General features: G+C 69.8%; 14 protein-coding genes and 1 tRNA gene. 9 read left to right on the forward strand and 6 right to left on the reverse strand.

Going from position 1 to position 19,300, the window contains the following annotated elements; all coding sequences use genetic code 11:
* From BM066_RS24550 to BM066_RS24565, 4 genes are all read left to right on the forward strand, one after another.
* On the forward strand, positions 1 to 4,584 hold a 4,584-nt coding region (locus BM066_RS24550; protein WP_255367716.1), incomplete at its 5' end, for a beta strand repeat-containing protein.
* Between the two features lie 137 nt (positions 4,585 to 4,721).
* Positions 4,722 to 6,698 (forward strand): ferritin-like domain-containing protein, encoded by a 1,977-nt coding sequence (locus BM066_RS24555; RefSeq protein ID WP_089931004.1) that lies wholly within the window; start codon positions 4,722 to 4,724, stop codon positions 6,696 to 6,698.
* Complete coding sequence (locus BM066_RS24560) at positions 6,698 to 7,582, forward strand: MNIO family bufferin maturase (RefSeq protein ID WP_089931006.1); 885 nt, start codon at positions 6,698 to 6,700, stop codon at positions 7,580 to 7,582. Before BM066_RS24555 ends, BM066_RS24560 begins: the two co-directional genes overlap by 1 nt.
* The gene (locus tag BM066_RS24565; RefSeq protein ID WP_089931008.1) at positions 7,575 to 8,372 is read left to right on the forward strand and encodes an HvfC/BufC N-terminal domain-containing protein; all 798 of its coding nucleotides are present in this window, start codon (positions 7,575 to 7,577) and stop codon (positions 8,370 to 8,372) included. The genes BM066_RS24560 and BM066_RS24565 overlap by 8 nt, the downstream gene beginning before the upstream one ends.
* Positions 8,373 to 8,401: 29 nt before the next feature.
* Here the strand turns inward: BM066_RS24565 and BM066_RS24570 are convergent, their stop codons facing one another.
* Positions 8,402 to 9,436 carry a MerR family transcriptional regulator gene (locus BM066_RS24570; protein ID WP_089931010.1) on the reverse strand — a complete coding sequence of 345 codons (1,035 nt, stop codon included), beginning with the start codon at positions 9,434 to 9,436 and terminating at the stop codon, positions 8,402 to 8,404.
* Positions 9,437 to 9,557: 121 nt separating this feature from the next.
* Between BM066_RS24570 and BM066_RS24575 the strand changes: the two genes are divergently transcribed.
* The gene (locus tag BM066_RS24575; protein WP_089931013.1) at positions 9,558 to 11,588 is read left to right on the forward strand and encodes a glycoside hydrolase family 2 protein; all 2,031 of its coding nucleotides are present in this window, start codon (positions 9,558 to 9,560) and stop codon (positions 11,586 to 11,588) included.
* 177 nt (positions 11,589 to 11,765) lie between these two features.
* On the opposite strand, the gene purU is transcribed toward BM066_RS24575, so the two are convergent.
* Together purU and BM066_RS24585 are read right to left on the reverse strand one after the other, a co-directional pair.
* Complete coding sequence (gene purU, locus BM066_RS24580; protein WP_089931022.1) at positions 11,766 to 12,635, reverse strand: formyltetrahydrofolate deformylase; 870 nt, start codon at positions 12,633 to 12,635, stop codon at positions 11,766 to 11,768.
* 148 nt (positions 12,636 to 12,783) lie between these two features.
* Positions 12,784 to 15,030, reverse strand: coding sequence for a TonB-dependent hemoglobin/transferrin/lactoferrin family receptor (locus BM066_RS24585; RefSeq protein ID WP_089931015.1), 2,247 nt, complete (start codon positions 15,028 to 15,030; stop codon positions 12,784 to 12,786).
* A gap of 162 nt (positions 15,031 to 15,192) precedes the next feature.
* Between BM066_RS24585 and BM066_RS24590 the strand changes: the two genes are divergently transcribed.
* The 4 genes from BM066_RS24590 to BM066_RS24605 all read left to right on the forward strand — a co-directional run bounded on the left by BM066_RS24590 (position 15,193) and on the right by BM066_RS24605 (position 17,367).
* Positions 15,193 to 15,990: a DUF4198 domain-containing protein gene (locus BM066_RS24590; protein WP_089931016.1), complete on the forward strand. Its 798-nt coding sequence runs from the start codon at positions 15,193 to 15,195 to the stop codon at positions 15,988 to 15,990.
* 14 nt (positions 15,991 to 16,004) lie between these two features.
* Positions 16,005 to 16,478, forward strand: coding sequence for an EF-hand domain-containing protein (locus tag BM066_RS24595; RefSeq protein WP_089931018.1), 474 nt, complete (start codon positions 16,005 to 16,007; stop codon positions 16,476 to 16,478).
* Positions 16,479 to 16,601: 123 nt separating this feature from the next.
* Positions 16,602 to 17,048, forward strand: a complete 447-nt coding sequence (locus tag BM066_RS24600) for an SRPBCC family protein (RefSeq protein WP_029669136.1) — start codon at positions 16,602 to 16,604, stop codon at positions 17,046 to 17,048.
* Entirely contained in the window at positions 17,035 to 17,367 is a 333-nt protein-coding gene (locus tag BM066_RS24605) for an ArsR/SmtB family transcription factor (RefSeq protein ID WP_029669138.1), read from the forward strand. The genes BM066_RS24600 and BM066_RS24605 overlap by 14 nt, the downstream gene beginning before the upstream one ends.
* Here the strand turns inward: BM066_RS24605 and BM066_RS24610 are convergent, their stop codons facing one another.
* From BM066_RS24610 to BM066_RS24620, 3 genes are all read right to left on the reverse strand, one after another.
* On the reverse strand, positions 17,368 to 18,342 hold the full coding sequence (locus BM066_RS24610; RefSeq protein WP_177218539.1) for a DUF4424 domain-containing protein: 975 nt from the start codon (positions 18,340 to 18,342) through the stop codon (positions 17,368 to 17,370).
* A 58-nt stretch (positions 18,343 to 18,400) separates the two neighbouring features.
* Positions 18,401 to 18,802, reverse strand: coding sequence for a GreA/GreB family elongation factor (locus BM066_RS24615; protein WP_018061979.1), 402 nt, complete (start codon positions 18,800 to 18,802; stop codon positions 18,401 to 18,403).
* Between the two features lie 345 nt (positions 18,803 to 19,147).
* Positions 19,148 to 19,237 (reverse strand) — tRNA-Ser (locus tag BM066_RS24620).
* Positions 19,238 to 19,300: the final 63 nt, after the last annotated feature.

Here is a 19,300-nt window from a genome sequence, read left to right on the forward strand (position 1 = left end):
CAGGGCACGGCCGAGTCCGTGACTTCGTCGGCCAGCGCGGCCATCGCCGGGGTCAACGATCCACACACCGGCGGCGCGTCGATCACCGGCACGCCGACCGAGGACCAGGTGCTGACCGCGGTCTCGACCTTGGCCGACGTCGACGGGCTGGGTACGCTGCACTACCAGTGGCAGCGCGACGTCGGCTCGGGCTTCGTCAACATCGTCGGCGCGGCCGACCAGTCGACCTACACCCTGGGCGACGCCGATGTCGGCGGCCTGGTCCGGGTGGTGATCAGCTACACCGACGGCCAGGGCTTCGCCGAGTCCTCGACCAGCCCCGCCACGGCGTCGATCTCCGGCGTCAACGACCCGCACACCGGCGGCGTCGCCATCACCGGCGTTGCGGAAGCGGACCAGGTCCTGACCGCCGACACCTCGACTCTGGCCGACGTCGACGGCCTGGGCACGCTGCACTACCAGTGGCAGCGGGACACGGGATCGGGCTACGTCAATGTCGGGCTCGACCAATCGACCTACACCCTGGGGGGAAGCGACGTCGGCGGCACGATCCGGGTGGTGGTCAGCTATACCGACGGCCAGGGCACGGCGGAAGCCGCGACCTCTTCGGGCACCGACCCCGTGGTCCCCGTGGATCATCCCCACACCGGCGGCGTGTCGATCACCGGCACGGCGGCCGAGGATGAAGTCCTGACAGCCGATACTTCGACCCTGGCCGACCCCGACGGCCTGGGAACCCTCTATTACGAGTGGCAGCGCGACTCCGGCTCGGGCTTCGCCAGCATCGACGGGGCAGACCAGGCGACCTACACCCTGGGCGACGCCGACGTCGGCTCCCAGATCCGCGTGGTCGTCAGCTACACCGACGGCCAGGGCTTTTTCACGACGGCGCCCAGCGCGGCCACGACGGCCATCGCCAATGTCAATGACAGCCCCACGGGCGGCGTGTCGATCAGCGGCGCGGCGACCGAGAACCAAGTCCTGACCGCGGTCTCGACGCTGGTGGACGACGACGGCCTGGGCACGCTGCACTACGACTGGCAGCGCGACACGGGGTCGGGCTTCGTCAGCACGGGCGCGGCCGACCAGTCGACCTACACCCTGGGCGACGCCGACGTTGGCGGTTTGGTTCGCGTGGTCGTGAGCTACACCGACGACCACGGCACGGCTGAAACGGCGACCAGCGCCGCCACGGCGTCGATCGCCAACGTCAACGACGCCCCGACCGGCGGCGTGTCGCTCACCGGCGCGACGACCGAGAACCAGGTCCTGACGGCCGACACCTCGACCCTGGCCGACGCCGACGGCCTGGGCGCGCTGCACTACCAATGGCAGCGCAACGTGGGCAGCGGCTTCGTCAACGTCGGCGCCGACCAGGCGACCTACACCCTGGGCGACGCCGATGTCGGCGGCACGGTCCGCGTGGTGGTCAGCTATACCGACGGCCAGGGCACGGCCGAGTCGGTGACCTCGCCGGCCAGCGCCGCCGTCGCCGCGGTCAACGATCCGCACACCGGCGGCGTATCTGTCACCGGCATGCAGGTCGAGGACCAGATCCTGACCGCCAACACCGCGACCCTGGCCGACGTCGACGGTCTGGGCGCGCTGCACTACCAGTGGCAGCGGGATACGGGTTCAGGCTTCGCCAATGTCGGGGCTGACCAGGCGACCTACACCCTGGGCGACGCCGACGTCGGCGGCCTGGTTCGGGTGGTGGTCAGCTACACCGACGGCCAGGGCTTCGCAGAGTCGGCGACCAGCGCCGCCACGGCGTCGATCGCCAACGTCAACGACCCGCACACCGGCGGCGTGGCCATCACCGGCACGACGACCGAGAACCAGGTCCTGACCGCCGACGCTTCGACCCTGGCCGACGCCGACGGCCTGGGGACGTTGCACTACCAGTGGCAGCGCGACAGCGGCTCGGGCTTCGTCAATGTCGGGCTCGACCAATCGACCTATACGCTGGCGGCCGCGGACATCGGCGCGGTCATCCGGGTGGTGACCTCCTATACCGACGGCCATGGCACGGCCGAGTCCGCGACCAGCGCCGCCACGGCGACGATCATCCCCGCCAACGGTCCGCATACCGGCGGAGTCGGCGTCACCGGCACGACGACCGAGGACCAGGTCCTGACCGCCGACACCTCCAGCCTGGCCGATCCCGGCGGGCTGGGCGCGTTCCACTACCAGTGGCAGCGCAGCACGATCGCGTCGGGCTATGTCAATGTCGGGACCGACCAGGCGACTTACACCCTGGGCGACGCCGACGTCGGCGCCCAGATCCGCGTGGTCGTCAGCTACACCGACGGCCAGGGGGTGTTCGAAAGCGAGACCAGCGGCCCGACCGCGGCCGTGGCCAATGTCAACGACGCGCCGACCGGCGCGGTGACGATTACCGGCGCGGTCACGGAAGACCAGGTGCTGACGGCCGACGCCTCGACCCTGGCCGACGCCGACGGGCTGGGCGCGCTGCACTACCAGTGGCAGCGCGACAGCGGCTCGGGCTTCGTCAATGTCGGGGCCGACCAGTCGACCTACACCCTGGGCGACGCCGACGTCGGCGCGACGATCCGCGTGGTGGCCAGCTATACAGACCTGCACGGCACGGCGGAAAGCAAGATCAGCGCCGCCACCGCGGCGGTCGTCAATGTCAACGACGGGCCCATGGCCGCCAACGACGCCGGCTCCGTGGCGCAGCGCCTGACGGTCACGGGCTCGGTCCGCGCCAACGACAGCGACATCGACAACGCCGTCACGGCGCTGACCGTGACCAATGTCGCCTACAACGTCACCCACGTGGACCAGGCCGTCGTGTCGGGCGGCACGGTGGTGAACGGCGCCTATGGCCAGCTGACGATCAATCCGGACGGCACGTACAGCTATGTCGCCAGCCATGAAGGCCTGGTCGTCGGCCAGGTGGTGACCGACAAGTTCGACTATACGATCAAGGATCCCTCCGGCGCCTCGGCGACGGCCCAGCTGACGGTGAGCGTCACCGGCTCGGCCACCGGCGACGCCAACGCCAACATCCTGATCAGCGACGGCTCGGCCCACACCCTGACGGGACGTGGCGGCGCCGACACCCTGACGGGCGCCGGCGGGGCGGACGTCTTCGCCTACGAGGCCATCGGCGACAGCACGGTCGCGGCCTTCGACACGATCACCGACTTCACCCACGGTTCCGACACCCTGGGGCTGACGCCGCTGATCACCGGCACGACCAAGCTGACCCTGACCACGGACGGAACCGACAAGATCCTGTCCATCGACCTGGACGGGGACGGTACGGCCGAGGGCCAGATCAAGTCGCTGGGCCAGGGGTTGGAGGTGACCGACATCGTCACCGGCGTGGCCAATTTCGGCTTCACGATCAACGGCTCGTCCGGCGGCGACACTCTGACGGGCGGCTCAGGGGCCGACACCATCAACGGCGCGGGCGGCGCGGACTGGATCCGCGGCGGCGGCGGCGGCGACGCCCTCGCCGGCGGGGCGGGAGTCGACACCTTCCTCTACGCCGTCGGCGACTCGACCTCCGCGCAGTGGGACACCATCACCGACTTCGCGACGGGCGAGGACAAGCTGGACATCTCGGCGGTCGACGCCGGCACGGTGGCGATCGCGCGCTTCGGCTCCAGCACCTTCGTCTATTTCGGCTCGGGCGCCGGGGCCAGCGTCGTCCAGGTCAATGGCGACCTCAAGTTCACCGACCTGATCGTCAGCAATGCGGTCCACGGCTACACGCTCTACGCCGGCGGCGGCGTCGAGACTCTGACCGGCAGCGCGGGCGCCGACGTCCTGGTCGGCGGCTCGGGCAGCACCATCCTGAACGGCGGGGGCGGGGCCGACATCCTTTATGGCGGCGGCGGGAACGACACCTTCCAGTACACGGCGATCTCGCAGTCCAACTTCGCCGCCTACGACGTGATCTTCGGATTCGACTCCGGCCACGACAAGGTCGACATCTCGGCGATCGACGGCGGCAAGATCACCATCGCGCGCTATGAGGGGACGACCTTCATCTATTCGGCCCCGGACGGCGGCGGAAACAGCCAGGCCGTGGTCGCGGTCTCGGGAACCTCGCTGAAGGCCACCGACCTGATCACCAGCGGCGGGGCGAGCCAGGCCTTCGTCCTGGTGGGCGACGGCGCCAGCCACGGCGTCGCCGACACCCTGGTCGGGGCCGGGGGCAACGATATCCTCTACGGCCTGGACGGCAACGACATCCTGACCGGCGCCGGCGGGGCCGACTTCATGCTCGGCGGCGCCGGAGCGGACACCTTCGTCTACACCTCGGCCGGCGAAAGCTCGCCGTTCGCCACGGACCTGATCTTCGACTTCAGCTCCGCCCAGGGCGACAAGCTGGACCTGAGCGGCATCGACGCCAATTCCGGCACCGCCGCCAACGACGCCTTCTCGGTCGTGACCGCCTTCTCCGGCGTCGCGGGCCAGGTGACCATCGCCGCGCCGGACGCCTCGGGCTACTACCATGTCTCGGGCGACGTGAACGGCGACGGCGTGGCCGATTTCGTGATCGCCTTGAACGTGACCGGCACGCTCACCTCGGCCGACATCCTGCTGTAAGGCGTTCGCGACCAGATCAATCTCAAGCATTGATCTGGTCGCGCCTCAACCTAAGATGAAGATCCGCCGGGCGCGTTGTCCCGGTTGTATCGGCCGCCGCTCGACGGGCGCCGGCCGGGCTCAGATCGGAGGACGCCGTGACCCGCACCCTCAGCGCCAGCGCTCAGGCGCCGCGCGATCCCGCGCTCAAGACGATCGACAAGATGGCCTTGCGGGCGATCGCCCAGGCGGCGGTCGACGTCGAGCTGTTCACGATCCCGCTCTACATGACCAGCCTTTATTCCATCCAGGGCATGCACGCGATCACGGGGCAGGGCAACGACTTCTACCAGGGCCGCCTGTGGCCCGGAGCCAAGACCTCGGCCAATCCGGTGACGGCCAACGAGCAGGCCTTCAACCTGGTGTTCTCGGTGTTCATCCAGGAGATGCTGCACCTGCAGATGGCCGCCAACATGGCCACGGTGCTGGGCGTCGACCCCCGCTTCACCGACACCGCCCTGCAGGACGATCGTCACGGCTGGATCTGTTATGGCCCGGCCAACAGCGTCATCCCCAACATCATAGACCTGAAGGACACGATCCATCACGAGGACGTGCGGGTGAACGTGGGGCCGCTGTCGGACACCCTGCTGCGGCTGTTCATCGCCATCGAGCAGCCCGAGGCCGACGCCCGCGCTAACATCAAGCCGGGCAAGGAGAAGGCCTACTTCCCCAAGGCCCCCTTCGCCGACTGGAAGCCCGGCCAGCCCCTGCCGCGGTTCGGCACCATCGGCTGGATGTACCAGTGCTACTACGACTATCTGAGCCTGGCCTACAGCGACGGCACGACCCTGTGGGACGCGATGTTCACGGCCACGGCCGTGCAGAACGACCTGTTCAACAGCTTCTCCTCGCCCGGCCACCCGATGCGCGAGTTCATGGGCTTTGAGACCACGATCGCCACCACCGACAAGGCCATCGCCTTCGAGCAGATGGTGTCGATGATGGACGCCATCACCGACCAGGGCGAGGGCAGCGAGATCCAGCGGCGGCCCCAGCTGCTGCAGGCTGTCAAGCCCAAGTACCAGCCGTCGAACACCGCCCTGCGCGCCGACTATCCCAGCTATGACGACGCGGGAAAGCAGGTCCCGTCCGCCGACGCCGTGGCGCGGTCCGACAACGATCCGCTGGATCACTACGAGCGCTTCCAGAAGGTGGCGGCCCTGCTGCCCCAGGTCGTCACCTGGCCGATGTGGCTGGACAGGAACAAGGCCTGGACCGCCAAGGAACTGGAAGGGCCGGGCTACGATCCGTCCAACCCCTACAAGCTGCCGACGCCCGACGAGCTGGCCGCCGCGCTGAACGCCCTGAACGAACCCTCGGCCCGGGCCGACAGCCACAAGCTGCTCAGCCAGGCGGTGGTCGGGGCGATCGCCGGGGTGACCACGGTGCTGAACGACTACTGGAACCCGCCGGCCAGCGGGCCGGTGCTGTTCCCGTTCCCGTCGATGGCCGGCTCGGGCGACCGGATGTCGATCGCCTGGGCGGTGCTGGGCCTGACGCCGGACCTGTCGATCGGCCTGGACCACGCCAAGGAAAACAAGCTGCACCACGCCTGCCAGGCCCTGGACCTGGACGCGGCGGGCGACAACAGTTGCGCGGCGGTCGAGATCTTCCACACCTGCCGCGGCTCCAACCTTTGCCATGCCCAGGGCGGCTGCGGCTTCGTCCAACCAGTGGGCGGCGGCGGTAACTGCGGCTCGGCGGTGGTGGCGCGCGGCGGGGCAGGCGCTGGAGTTGGGGGCGGCTGCGGTCTGCCGCCCCAGAAGCTGTACTCGGCCCCCAGCGACAACAAGTGCGGCGGGTTCGGCGGCTGCGCCGTGCCGATCTCGGCCTCGCAGGTGTTCCCCAACACCGGCCAGATGCAGCTGTACGATTTCGTCGAGGGGAGCGCGGGCAAGGGCGACTGGCGGTCCGAGCCGTTCGGCGAGCCGATGCTCTACGAGCGCGGCGAGAAGGTGCACGACGTGGCCTATCGCGCCTATCAGGCGGTGATGCAGCATCGCGGCAAGACGGTTCCGGCCGATCCGCCGGATCCGGACAAGCTGCGCCTCGTCTTTCCGCCGTCGACCTGATGGCGGCCCCTCGGACGCAACCCCGCCTCGGCCTGCCCCATCTGGGCGACGGGGTGGGTCTGCGCGAGCCGCATTTCCCGCACCTGATGGCGACCGCCCCGGCCGATTGGGGCGTCGACTGGTTCGAGGTGATCAGCGAGAACTTCCTCGACCATGCCGGCTACGCCGCCCACGTGCTGGAGGTCGTGGCCGCCCACCGGCCGGTGGTGATGCACGGGGTGTCGCTGTCGATCGGCGGGACCGATCCGCTGGACGCGGCCTATCTGGACAAGCTGGCGGCCCTGGCCGATCGGCTCAAGCCGGCCTGGGTCTCGGACCACCTGTGCTGGACCGGCGTGGCGGGGATCAACACTCACGACCTGCTGCCCCTGCCGCTGACCGAAGCCGCCCTGGCCCACGTGATCGACCGGGTGAAGGCCGTGCAGGATCGGCTGGGCCGGCCGCTGATCCTGGAGAACCCCAGCAGCTACCTGGAGTTCCGCGCGTCGCAGATGCCCGAATGGGAGTTCCTGGCCCGGCTGGCCGAGGCCGCCGACTGCGGCCTGCTGTTGGACGTCAACAACGTCCATGTCAGCGCCTTCAACCACGGCTTCGACCCGGCGGCCTATGTCGACGCCCTCCCGGCCGAGCGGATCGTCCAGGTGCATTTGGCCGGGCCCAGCGACTTGGGCACGCACTTGATGGACACCCACGACGCGCCCGTGCCGGACGCGGTCTGGCCGCTGTACGCCCAGGTCCAGGCCCGAACCGGCGGGGTCTCCACCCTGCTGGAGTGGGACGCCAGCATCCCGGCCTGGGCCGACCTGCTGGCCGAGCTGGCCAAGGCGGGCGCGGCGCGGAACGGCTGGCGGCCCGCCGTCGAAGCGGTCCGCGCCCATGGTTGAACCGGACTTGGCCGGCCTGCAGCGGTGGATGCAGGCGGCGATCCTGGGGCGGCCGCCGTCGGGTCTGGAGGCCGTGGTCGTTGGCGAAGGCCGCCTGACCGCCGCCCAACGCCTGACCCTCTACGCCCGGGGCTATCGCGCCCGGTTGATGGAATGCCTGGCCGCCGAGTTTCCCTGCCTGCGGGCCCTGGCCGGCGAGCAGGTGTTCGAGCTGTTCGCCGCCGGCTACATCGCCGCGCGGCCCTCGACCGATCTCAGCCTCTACGGCCTGGGCGCGGGCTTCGCCGACTATCTGGAGGCCACGCGGCCGGCCGGGGACGACGACGAGGCCCGCGCGCTGTCGGCCCTGCCGGCCGAGCTGGCGCGCCTGGACCGGGTCCGGGCCGAGGTCCAGCGGGCGGTCGGGGTGGAGCGGCTGGCCGGACCGGCGCCCGACCTGCTGCTGACGCCCGGCGCGCGATTGCGACGTCCCGACAGCGTGCGGTTGCTGAACCTGGGCTTCGATCCAGGGCCGCTGCTGGTCGCTGTCGATCGCGGCGGGCCGATCGATCCGCCGTCGCCTTGCCCGACCCAGGTCGCCGTGGCGCGCAGCCGCTGGCGGGTGGCGGTCCACGTCCTGCCGCCCTGGCGTCACGCCTGGCTGGAGGCCCTCGGCGAGGCGGGGAACGACGTCCACGCCGCCGCCGCCCACGCCGCCCAGGCCAGCGGCCGCGAGACCGGCGCGGTCATCGCCGACCTGGCGCTGTGGCTGCCAGTGGCGACAGGGCAGGGGCTGGTGGCGGCGGGTTAGGGTCTTGGCGGTAACACGGGCTCCGAAGCTCACCCCGCCCGGCTCATCACCGCGATCATCCCCGCCGTCCGGGCCCGGACTTCCGGCGAGGCCAGGCAGCTGGCGACGGCTTCGTAGCCGGGCGCGCCGGGGCAGGGAGCGACGCGGATCGGCGGGGCGTGATTGGCCGGGCAGTAGAGGATCGTCTCGCCGATCCCGAGGGCGGCCAGGTCGAGGATCGCGCTGGAGCGGGTCAGCAGGAACACCGGCCGCGCGTCCGGGCCGCGGCGGCGCAGGCGGGCGGCCAGGGCTTCCTGCGAAGCCTGGTTCAGGCCCTGTTCGGGCGTGTCGATCACCAGGGCGGCGACGGTTTCAACCTCCAGCGCGGCCAGCAGGGCCAGCAGGTCGTCGGACGGCGTCGCCCCGTCCTCGACCAGCCAGGCCCGCGCCCGCTCGACCCGCGCGGCCAGGGCCGGATCGGCGGTGAGGCCCGCGCGGACCGCCGCGCCGCCGTCGGCCGTCCGGTCCAGACCGAGGAACGTCGCGTCGGGCAGGGCCTCGACCAGGCGCAGGGCCAGCCGCGTCTTGCCGCTGCCCAGCGGGCCGGTGATGTAGGTCAGGGGCGGAATGTCGCGCAGCGCGAACGGCTCGCCGCCCCAGGGCCAGGGCAGGTCGAAGGCGACGCTGGGCCGAGCGCTCGGCGCCAGCAAACGGGCCAGGTCCTCGGCGTCCGGCGTCCGGCCCCGGGCCAGGCCGGCGCGCAGCTCGCAAACTTTTTCGACCAGGCCGGCCAGCTGCCGGCCCTGCCGTTCCAGCGCCGCCTGGTGCGCGGCCAGGGCCGGCTCCAGGGCCTGGGCGTCGCCGCCCAGCACCTGGGCGATCTGGGCCAGGCTGAGGCCCAGGGCGCGCAGGGCCACGACCTGGCCGGCCCGCGCCATCTCGTCCGGCCCATAGGCCCGCCAGCCGGCCGCCGTGCGCCGGGGCGCGACCAGGCCCCGCTGCTCGTACAGCCGCAGGGCCTTGGCCGAGACGCCTAGCCGGCGCGCGGCCTCGGAAGGGTTCAGGAAACGGTCGGAGGAACGCACGGAATCACCTCGCTGGCGGCTGACCGTCGCCCTTATCGGGGCGGACCCAGGGGCCGGGTCAATGGGCGGTGCGGTCGAATCTCGTGCTATCGATCGGGCGCATCACGGAGCGACCGCACCCATGGTCTTCAAGACGCCGTTTCGAGCCCTGGTTATCCTGGCGGCGCTGTGCCTGGCGCCGGCCCCGGCCCTGGCCGCACCCCGCGCGACGATCCCGCTGACGACCTGGACCTTCGCCAAGGGCGACTCCAGGACGGCCCAGGCCCCGGCCTTCGACGACCGCGCGTGGGAGACGGTGAGCCTGCCCCACACCTACAACGCCGCCGACGGGGCCGACGGCGGCGGCTATTATCGCGGACCGGCCTGGTATCGGACCCGCCTGGTCGCCCCGGCGCGCAAGGCTGGCCAGCGGGCGTTCCTGGAGTTCGACGGCGCGGCCCTGGTCGCGGAGGTCTGGGTCAACGGCCGCCCGGCGGGACGGCACGCCGGCGGCTATGCGGGCTTCCGCTTCGACGTCAGCGACCTGATCGTTGCCGGAGCCAATCGGGTGGCGGTGCGCGTCGACAACGCCAGCCATGTGGACGTCGCGCCGCTGGGCGGCGACTTCACGGTGTTCGGCGGCCTGTATCGCCCGGCCCGCCTGGTGGTCACCGACGCGGTGCACGTGGACATGCTCGACCACGGCGGCCCCGGCGTCTACGCCACGCCGTCGGCGGTCAGCGCCGAGGGCGCCGACCTGACGGTGCTGGTCAAGGTGCGCAACGACCAGACCGCGCCGGCGCGGGCGACCGTGCGCTCGCGCCTGCTGGACGCGGCCGGCAAGACGGTGGCGACCCTGTCCGGCGAGGTGGACGTCGCGCCCGGCGCCGTCGCGCCGGTGACCCTGACGGGCCACGTGGCCGCGCCGCGCCTGTGGCGGGGACGGGCCGATCCCTATCTCTACCGGCTGGTAACCTCGGTCGGCGAGGACGAGGTCACCGTGCCAGTCGGCTTCCGCGCGATCGCCGTCGATCCGGCGCGCGGCTTCCTGCTGAACGGCCAGCCCTACGGCGTGCACGGCGTGAACCTGTTCCACGCCGGTCGGCCGGCCAAGGGCCTGGCGGTCGGCGACGCCGAGGTCGACGCGGACTTCGCCATCCTGCGCGACCTGGGCGCGACGGGCCTGCGCTTCGTGCATTTCCAGCACCCGCGCCGGGCCTATGAGAACGCCGACCGCAACGGCTTCCTGGTGTGGACCGAGATCCCGCTCAACAGCGTCGCCGACGACGGCCCGGCCTTCGCCGCCAACGCCGCCGAGCAGCTGCGCGAGCTGATCCGGCAGAACTATAACCATCCCTCGGTGGTGACCTGGGGTCTGGCCAACGAGCTCTACCGGTCCGATGCGGCTACGGCAAAACTGCTGTCGGGCCTGCAGGCCGTGGCCAAGGCCGAGGACCCGTCGCGTCCGACCGTGCTGGCCGACTGCTGCAAGCCCGAGACCGATCCCCAGGCCCTGCACACCGACCTGATCGGCCAAAACCGCTATTTCGGCTGGTACGACGGCAAGCCCGAGGACATCGGTCCGTGGGTGGAGGCGGTCCACGCCAAGAGCCCCGACCGTCCGCTGGCGATCAGCGAATACGGCGCCGGGGCCAGCGTCCTGCAACAGGAAGACCCGCCGCGCCGCCCCGTCGCCAAGAGCAAATGGCATCCCGAGCAGTACCAGGCCCTGTTCCACGAGACCTACTGGCGGGCCCTGCGCGACAGGCCGTGGCTGTGGGGAACCTTTGTCTGGGTCGGCTTCGACCTGGCGTCCGACGGCCGCGACGAGGGAGACCATCCGGGGATCAACGACAAGGGCCTGGTCACCTACGACCGCAAGGTCCGCAAGGACGCCTACTATTGGTACCGCGCCAACTGGACGACCGCGCCGATGGTCTACGTCACCAGCCGCCGGGCGGTGACGCGGAGCTCGGCGGCGGTGATGGTGAAGGTCTACGCCAACGTCCCGTCGGTTTCGCTGACGCTCAACGGGCGCGACCTGGGAACGGCGCCGGTGGTCGACCATGTCGCCACCTGGCCGGTGACCCTGGCGCCGGGCGTGAACCGCATCGCGGTGGACGGTGGCGGAGCGCGGGACGCGGTGACGTGGACCTTGGTCGCGAAGCCCTAAGGTTTGGCTCGATTGCCTCCCAACGGTTGTCATCCCGGCCGAAGCGAAGCGTAGAGCCGGGATCCAGGGCTCACCGCGGTGCGCCGGCTCTGGATCCCGGACAGCCTCTGCGAGGCTTCCGGGATGACAACCGGTTTAGGCTTTGGATTTTCCACCGCTCGATTGAGCGGCGTCCCCCTAGGCGAACACCACCGTCTTGGCCCCGGCGATCAGCACGCGGTGCTCGACGTGCCAGGTCACCGCGCGGGCCAGCACCGTGCATTCGACGTCGCGGCCCAGGGCGACCAGATCGTCCGGGGTGTGGCTGTGGTCCACGCGGTGGACGCCCTGCTCGATGATCGGGCCCTCGTCGAGATCGGTCGTCACGTAGTGGGCCGTGGCCCCGATGATCTTCACCCCACGCTCGAAGGCCTGGTGATAGGGCTTGGCGCCCTTGAAGCTGGGCAGGAACGAGTGGTGGATGTTGATGCACTTGCCCGATAGCCGCGCGCACAGGGCCGGCGACAGGATCTGCATGTAGCGGGCCAGCACCACCAGATCGACGTTGAGGTCATCGACCAGCTTGAGGAAGGCTTGTTCCTGCTCGGCCTTGTTGGTCTTGGTGGTGGGCAGGTGGAAGTAGGGTAGGCCGCTCCATTCGGTGAACGAGCGCATGTCTTCGTGATTGGACACCACCCCGACGATCTCGACCGGCAGCAGGCCGGCGCGCCAGCGGTGCAGCAGGTCGAACAGGCAGTGGCCGAACTTGGAGACCGCGATCAGCACCTTGGGCTTGGCCTTGGCGTCATGCAGGGCCCAGGTCATGCCGAACCGCTTGGCGATCAGCTCGAAGCCCCGGCGAAGGTCGTCGATTCCCGGCATGTCGCCGTCGGGCCGGAACACGGTGCGCATATAGAACTGGTCGGCCAAACCGTCGTTGAAGTGGCTGCTCTCGACGATCGAGGCGTCGTTATCGGCCAGGAAGCCGGACACGGCGGCGACCACGCCCTTACGATCGGGGCACTGCAGGATCAGGATGTAGCGGTCGGCGGGGGTCTGGGCGTCCATGGCAGCGTCGTAATCGACCGGGGCCGGACGGCCAAGCCGCATTGTTCTGACAGGGCTTTTACAAAAGGAGGAAAAACGGGCCGCGACCGCCGACACGATCGCGACCCGTGCTTCAAGCCGGGCGAAGAGGATGGACCCGGCTGGAACCCTAGAACTTCACCGCCAGCGAGACGCTGTAGTTGCGGTCGGGCTGGGTGTAGGCGTCCTTGACGACAGAGTTGTCGGCCAGGCCGCGCACGTCGCTCCACCAGGCATAGGTCTGGCCGGTGAGGTTGAAGACGCCGCCGCGCAGGGTGACGTTGTCGGTGACGTTCCAGTAGGCGGTCAGGTCCAGCACCGTGAATTCCTTGGGCATCCAGCAGTAGTCGGAGCCGGTCCGCGTCTGGGGCGCGCCGTTGACGACGACCGTCGTGCTGCAGCTGACGCCCGAGCGTCCGGCCGACTCGCGGGCCGAGTGCACGGCGTTCAGCGCGCCGCCGAACCGGCCGGCAGGGTCGCGATACGACAGGCCCGCCACCACCTTGACCGGATCGACCGAGGTCAGCGGCGCCTTCCTGCCGTTGTTCTCCGAATGGCCCCGGGCGTAGGACGCCGCGCCCTGCAGGGTGAAGCCGCCGCCCAGCTCGGCGGCGAACCGGGCCTCGGCGCCGGTGATCTCGGCCTTGGACTGGTTGATGTACTGGTAGACGGCCGGGTCGGCGGCGGTGAACGCGCCGCGCACCTGCACCTGCTCGATGAAGTCGTCGTATCGGCCGGTGAAGCCGGTGACGCTGGCGTTCCAGGTCGGCCGGTTCAGGCGCAGGCCCAGCTCGAAGGTCTGGCTGGTCTCGGGCTTCAGGTCGGGGTTGGAGATCGACATATAGTTCGAGGCCAGGTTGGCGAAACCGTTGTTGACCTGGGACGGCGAGGGGGCCTTGAAGCCGGCGGCGGCGTTGGCGAACACCGTCACCAGGTCGGTGGCCTTCCACACCACGCCCAGCTTGGGCGAGACGTGGTTTTCGCTTTGACTGGCCGGAACGTTGGCGGTGAACAGGGCGTCCTGCTTGGGCTCCAGTTTGTAATAGTCGAAGCGCACGGCCGGGTAGAAGGTCACTGGACCCGCGGCGATCTCGTCCTGCGCATAGGCGCCGGCCAGGGTGTAGTCGGTGGTCGGGAAGGCGCGGGTGGGGAAGGTCTCGCCGGCCGGCGGGATCGTGCCGTCGCGCACGCCCTCCTGGCGGGTGATCGAGGCGTCGCCGCCCCAGACGAACTTGTGCGTCACGCCGCCAAGGACCGCCTGGCTGTGCAGCTCCAGGGCCGCGCCGAACACCTCGTTGTCGAAGGTGGCGTCGCGGGTGCGGTCGGCGGCGGTGTTGCGGTCCTCGGCTGAATACTGCCGGGTGGTGCTGTCCTGATAGTAGAGCGTGGTGGTGGCCGAGCGGATCAGGCCCTGGCCGCCGGTGAAGCGATGGTCGAGGCTGACCCGGTCGCGCTTGACCCTGTCCCAGGCGGTCAGGCCCAGCACGCTGGTCGCGGCCAGCGGCGGCTTGGCGATGGCGCTCAGCACCGTCCAGTCGGTGTCGTGGTCCAGGTGGTCGTAGGTCAGGCGGAAGCGGTTCCGGTCGTCCAGGGCGTAGACCACCCGCGCCAGCACGGCGTTGGACCGGTCGTCCTCGGGATTGGCGGTGGTCCGGTCGGTGTTGGCGGAGTCGTTCTTGCCGGCCGTCTTCTGGCCCTCGCCGTCGCGGCGGGTGTAGGCGATCATGCCCTCCCATCGGCCGGTCTGGCCGGCGGCGGTCAGGGTCTTGGTCCAGCTCTCGTCGGCCGAGGCGTAGCCGACCCGGCCGCGCAGACCGAAGGCCTTGCCGTCCTTCAGCAGGTCGGACGGATCCTTGGTGAAGTAGTTGACCGAGCCGGCTAGGCCGTCGCTGCCATAGAGGGCCGAGGCGGGGCCGCGCACGATCTCGACCGACTTCAGGGTGTCCAGGTCGACATAGTCGCCGCGGCCCATGTTCTGGGCGCCGAAGGCGTAGCCGTCGGGCACGCGCACGCCGTCCACCAGGATCAGGACGCGGTTGCCTTCCAGGCCGCGGATGTTGAAGCCGGCGGCGCCGTCGCGGCCGGTCGAGGCCCCGGCGGCGGTGAAGCGGGCCGGGGCGCTGCGCACCGAGACGCCGGGCTCGAAGCGGACCAGGTCCTTGATGTCCTTGACCAGGCCGTCCTCGATGTCCTGGTCGGAGATGACGCTGGCGGTCACCGGGGCGTCCTGCTGCCTGGTCTCCGAACGGGTGGCGGTGACCGTCACCTTGTCGAGCTCGACCGCCGCGTCGGCGGTGTCGGCCGCGGACGCCGTCTGGGCGCAGAGCAGGGCGGCGGCCGAGGCGGCGGCGAAGCTGGCGAGCTTGAGGCGAGACATCGAGGACCCCCGGTCTGAATTAGATGCGAACCATTCGCATCTGTTGGCCGTGGACCTACGAGGCTCGGATCGCTTGGTCAAGCTAAATGCAATTGATTCTCAGAATCATTCCTATTAGAGCCGAAGGCGACGCTTTCATCGGGATCCGGAGACTTCAAAGCCATGCGCCGCTCGCTCACGTTCGCAGCCTTCCTGGCCGGGGTCGCCCTGACGGGCGTCCTGGCCGGCGCGGCCCAGGCCCACTCGCCCTATCTGCTGCCCAGCGCTTTCGACGTCACCGACCGCAAGCTGGTGACGGTGCAGGGTTCGTTCACCGAAAGCTTCTTCAGTCCCGAGGTGGCGATGAAGTCCGACGCCTGGGCGGTGGTCGGGCCGGACGGCGCGCGCCAGCCGCTGACCGCCGTCAACCTGCGCGAACTGGCCCTGGTCGAGGTCGCGACAGAGCAGCCCGGCACCTATCGGATCACCACCGGCCAGCGCACCGGCCGCACCGCCAAGGCCGTGCTGGTCAAGGGTGAGTGGACCTTCCTCGAGGACCCGAGCAAGGCCCCGGCCGGGACCACGCCGGTCGACATGCAGAGCCTGACCCTGGCCGACGTCTATGTGACGCGCGGCGCGCCGAACGCGGCCGCCCTGGCGCCGATCGGCAAGGGCCTGGAATTCGTGGCCGTCACCCATCCCAGCAGCATCTTCACCGGCCAGGACGCTCGGTTCGTGGTGCTGTTCGACGGCCAGCCGGTGAGGGGCCAGGCGATCACCCTGCACGCCGGCGACGACCGCTACGCCGACGCCAAGACCCCGCCGGTCACCCTGGTCAGCGACGATCAGGGCCGGTTCACGATCAAGGTCGCCCGCTCCGGCGTCTACCAGATCCAGGCCCGCTACCGCGTGGCGCCGACCTCGGCCGACCCGGTCGGCCATTCCTACACCTACGCCCTGACCTTCGAATCCCTGCGCTGAGAAAGACCCGCCCGATGAACCGCAAGATCGCCCTTCTGGCCGCCGCCCTCGCCGCCATTTCCCTGGGCGTCGCCGCCCCGGCCTTCGCCGCCTCGCACGCCCGTGACACCTTCATCAAGGAGCAGGACCTGAACGGCGACGGCTCGGTCAGCAAGGAAGAGTTCAAGACCGGCCGCGAGAAGCAGTTCGCTGGCATCGACGCCAACCATGACGGCGTCCTGTCGCACGCCGAATATGTCGGCGAGTTCACCGCCCGCCTGACCAAGCGCCTGGCCGCCTCGACCGACACGGCCGAGAAGAAGGAGGAGGAGCGCGTGCGCCAGCTGCGCCAGGCCGACGTGCGCTTCGGCGTGCTGGACACCGACAAGAGCGGCGGCATCACCCCGGCCGAGTTCGAGTATTCCGGCTGGCGGATGTTCGTCACCCACGACACCAACAAGGACGGCGCGGTCTCGGCCGCCGATCCGGTGGCGGAGGATGCGAATTAGTTTCCGCTCTCTCACATCCCCTCATCCCGATTTTCGTCGGGATGAGGGGAATCTAATGGGCAACTTTTAGGTTGCCTATTTGGTCTGTTGGAGTCATGAATGTGCAACCAGGAGGTTGCTATCATGACCGATCGCATCGAAAAGACCATCGACCTGAACGCGCCCGTCGAACGCGTCTGGCGCGCCGTCAGCGACCACAAGGAATTCGGAACATGGTTCAAGGTCGACCTGGAAGCGCCGTTCGTCGTCGGCCAGCAGGCCCGTGGCCAGATCACCCATCCGGGTTACGAGCACGTGACCTGGAAAGCTCAGATCGTGGCCATCGAGCCGCCCCGGCGTCTGGCCTTCACCTGGCATCCCTACGGGATCGATCCCGACGTCGACTACGACCAGGAGGAGCCGACCCTGGTCGAGTTCCTGCTGGCGCCCAACGGGGCTGGCACGCGGCTGACCGTCGTCGAGTCCGGCTTCGACAAGGTGCCCGCCCATCGCCGCGAGGAAGCCTTCCGGATGAACGACGGGGGCTGGACGCAGCAGGTCCAGAACATCAAGGCCCATGTTGAATCCTAGCCCCGGGACCGTCGATCCGGTCCTGATCTTCGCGGCCTTGGGCGACCGCACCCGGCTGGCCCTGCTGAACAGGCTGGGCGATGGCCGGGCGCGGTCGATCGCGGCCCTGTCCATCGACACCGCCCTGACCCGCCAGGCGATCACCAAGCACCTGCACGTGCTGCAGGACGCCGGCTTGGTGGCTTCCTTGCGTGTGGGCCGCGAGAGCCGCTTCGCCGCGCGGCGGGAGACCATCGACGAGGCCCGCGCCTATCTCGACGGCGTGTCGCGCCAGTGGGACGACGCTCTGGGGCGGCTGAAGGCGTTCGTGGAGGAGTAGCTACATCGCCTCCCGCGAGACCAGCAGCAGGATCGATAGATCCTTCTCCGGCCGCCAGTCGGTGCGGCGCATCTCGAACTGGGTGGGGCCGATCTTCCGGACGCCCGAGCCGCAGAAGCTGACCAGGTTCTTGGGCGAGCCCTTGTCGACCACCAGGCGAAAGTCGCCGATCGGCTTCTTCCAGTTGCTGCCGGTGACCAGCACATAGTCGATCCAGCGGTCGACCCACGGCGCGTTGCCGTCCTTGTCGGCCTTGGCGGCGCGGACGACGGTGTCGGTCAGGGCCTTGTCGATGCAGTACCTGTCCTTGATCTCGCCGGCGTATTCCGTACCGACATTGGTCGCCACGGTGGCGCCGACCGAGGGCGTATAGGCGTGCTCGACGACGATCGGGCGGCCGGCCGGGAAGGTCTGCAGCCAGTGATAGGTGGTCTTCAGCACCCAGACGCCGCCCTCGTCGGGATCATAGAGCCCCAGCTTGACGGCCTCGTCGCGCTTGACCTTCGGCAGGGCGCGCAGGGCTTCGTCGACGCCGCCCAGATGGACGGCCAGCGGGACGTGGTTGGCGACCAGCCAGGCGGTGCGGTCGACGCCGTCGGTGGCGATGGCCTTCTGCTCGACCTGGGCCTTCACCGGCTTGCCGTCGACCTTGGTCGAGAAGCCCAGGACATTGGCGGGCGCGTCGTCGATCGGGATCGACACGTCGCTCTGGAAGAAGCCCGGCCCGCCGATGTCGGGCATCGGGAAGGCCACGCGGACGGTGACGTCCTTGCCGCTGGTGTTGGCGAACACGTAGCGCACCCGCACGGCCCGTTCGGAGATGTAGAGGTCCTCCGAGCGCATCTCGATGCTGTCGCTTTTGGTCAGCACCAGCCCGCCGGCCGCCAGCTCGGCCGAGGTGTCGTTGGCCCAGGCGGCGGAGGTGGCGGCGAGGCCGGCGAGCAGGGCGGCGAGGCGGAGCGCTTTGAGGGTCATGCGCCGAGCCATAGCACCGGGCCGGGACGCGGCGACAGCCCTGGCCGACGTCTCGGCGCTAGTCTTGAACCGCCAGCACGCGAACGCCGCGCGGCCGGCCCTCGGGGTCGGTCCAGTGGAAGGCCTCGCCGGCCGTCAGGCCGATCAGGGCCGCGCCTACCGGGCTGAGCACCGAGATGCGGGCCTCGTCGATGCTGGCGTCGCGCGGCAGGCTGAGGTGGACGATGCGGGTCTGGTCGTTGGAGAGGTCCTGGAAGGCGACCCGCGAGCCGATGCGAACGAAGGGCCGCGGCGCTTCGCCCGGCTCGACGATCATGGCGCGGGCCATTTCGCCGGCCAGCACGCGGCCGCCGGGCGCCCGGCCGGCCGTGGCCTCGGCCAGGTTGGAGAGGATCTCGAAGTCGGCCTCGGTCACATAGACGGCGGGCAGGGCTTGGGTGGGATGGATTTGGATAGTCATGGTGGCTTTCTGGATGGGTCTTGAGCCTTGGCCGGCGCCTTCAGGGCGGGCTTTGTGGGGCTCGGTAGGCGCCGCCCTGTGGCGGACGCTCGTGGAGACCAGAAGCTTCGAGGAAAGCCCTGTTCCTTGCTCGAGATCGCGCATGGCCTAAGCCAATGCGGGCCGTTTCGCGGCCGTTCCGAACCAGAAGGGGCGGGGGTTTCCGTTTCGCTCCAGGCGTTCGGCGCGAAGCGCGTAGCTGGAGATCAGAAGCCTGTGGTCAGGCGTCCGGCGCGATCTGTCTCGCGGCCGGTGATGGTCAGATGGGGGCGCGGGGTCCCGATGTCAAATTTAAAGAGAGTGCGGTGGCGGTGAGAGAGGGATTCGAACCCTCGATAGAGTTTCCCCTATACACGCGTTCCAGGCGTGCGCCTTCAACCACTCGGCCACCTCACCATGCGCACCAGATGCGGAAGGCGGTTGAGACCCCCGACGCAGGAAGGGGCGCAATATACTCAG

Origin of the sequence: Caulobacter sp. UNC279MFTsu5.1, from assembly GCF_900114015.1 — a bacterium.
Classification (GTDB): Bacteria; Pseudomonadota; Alphaproteobacteria; order Caulobacterales; family Caulobacteraceae; genus Caulobacter.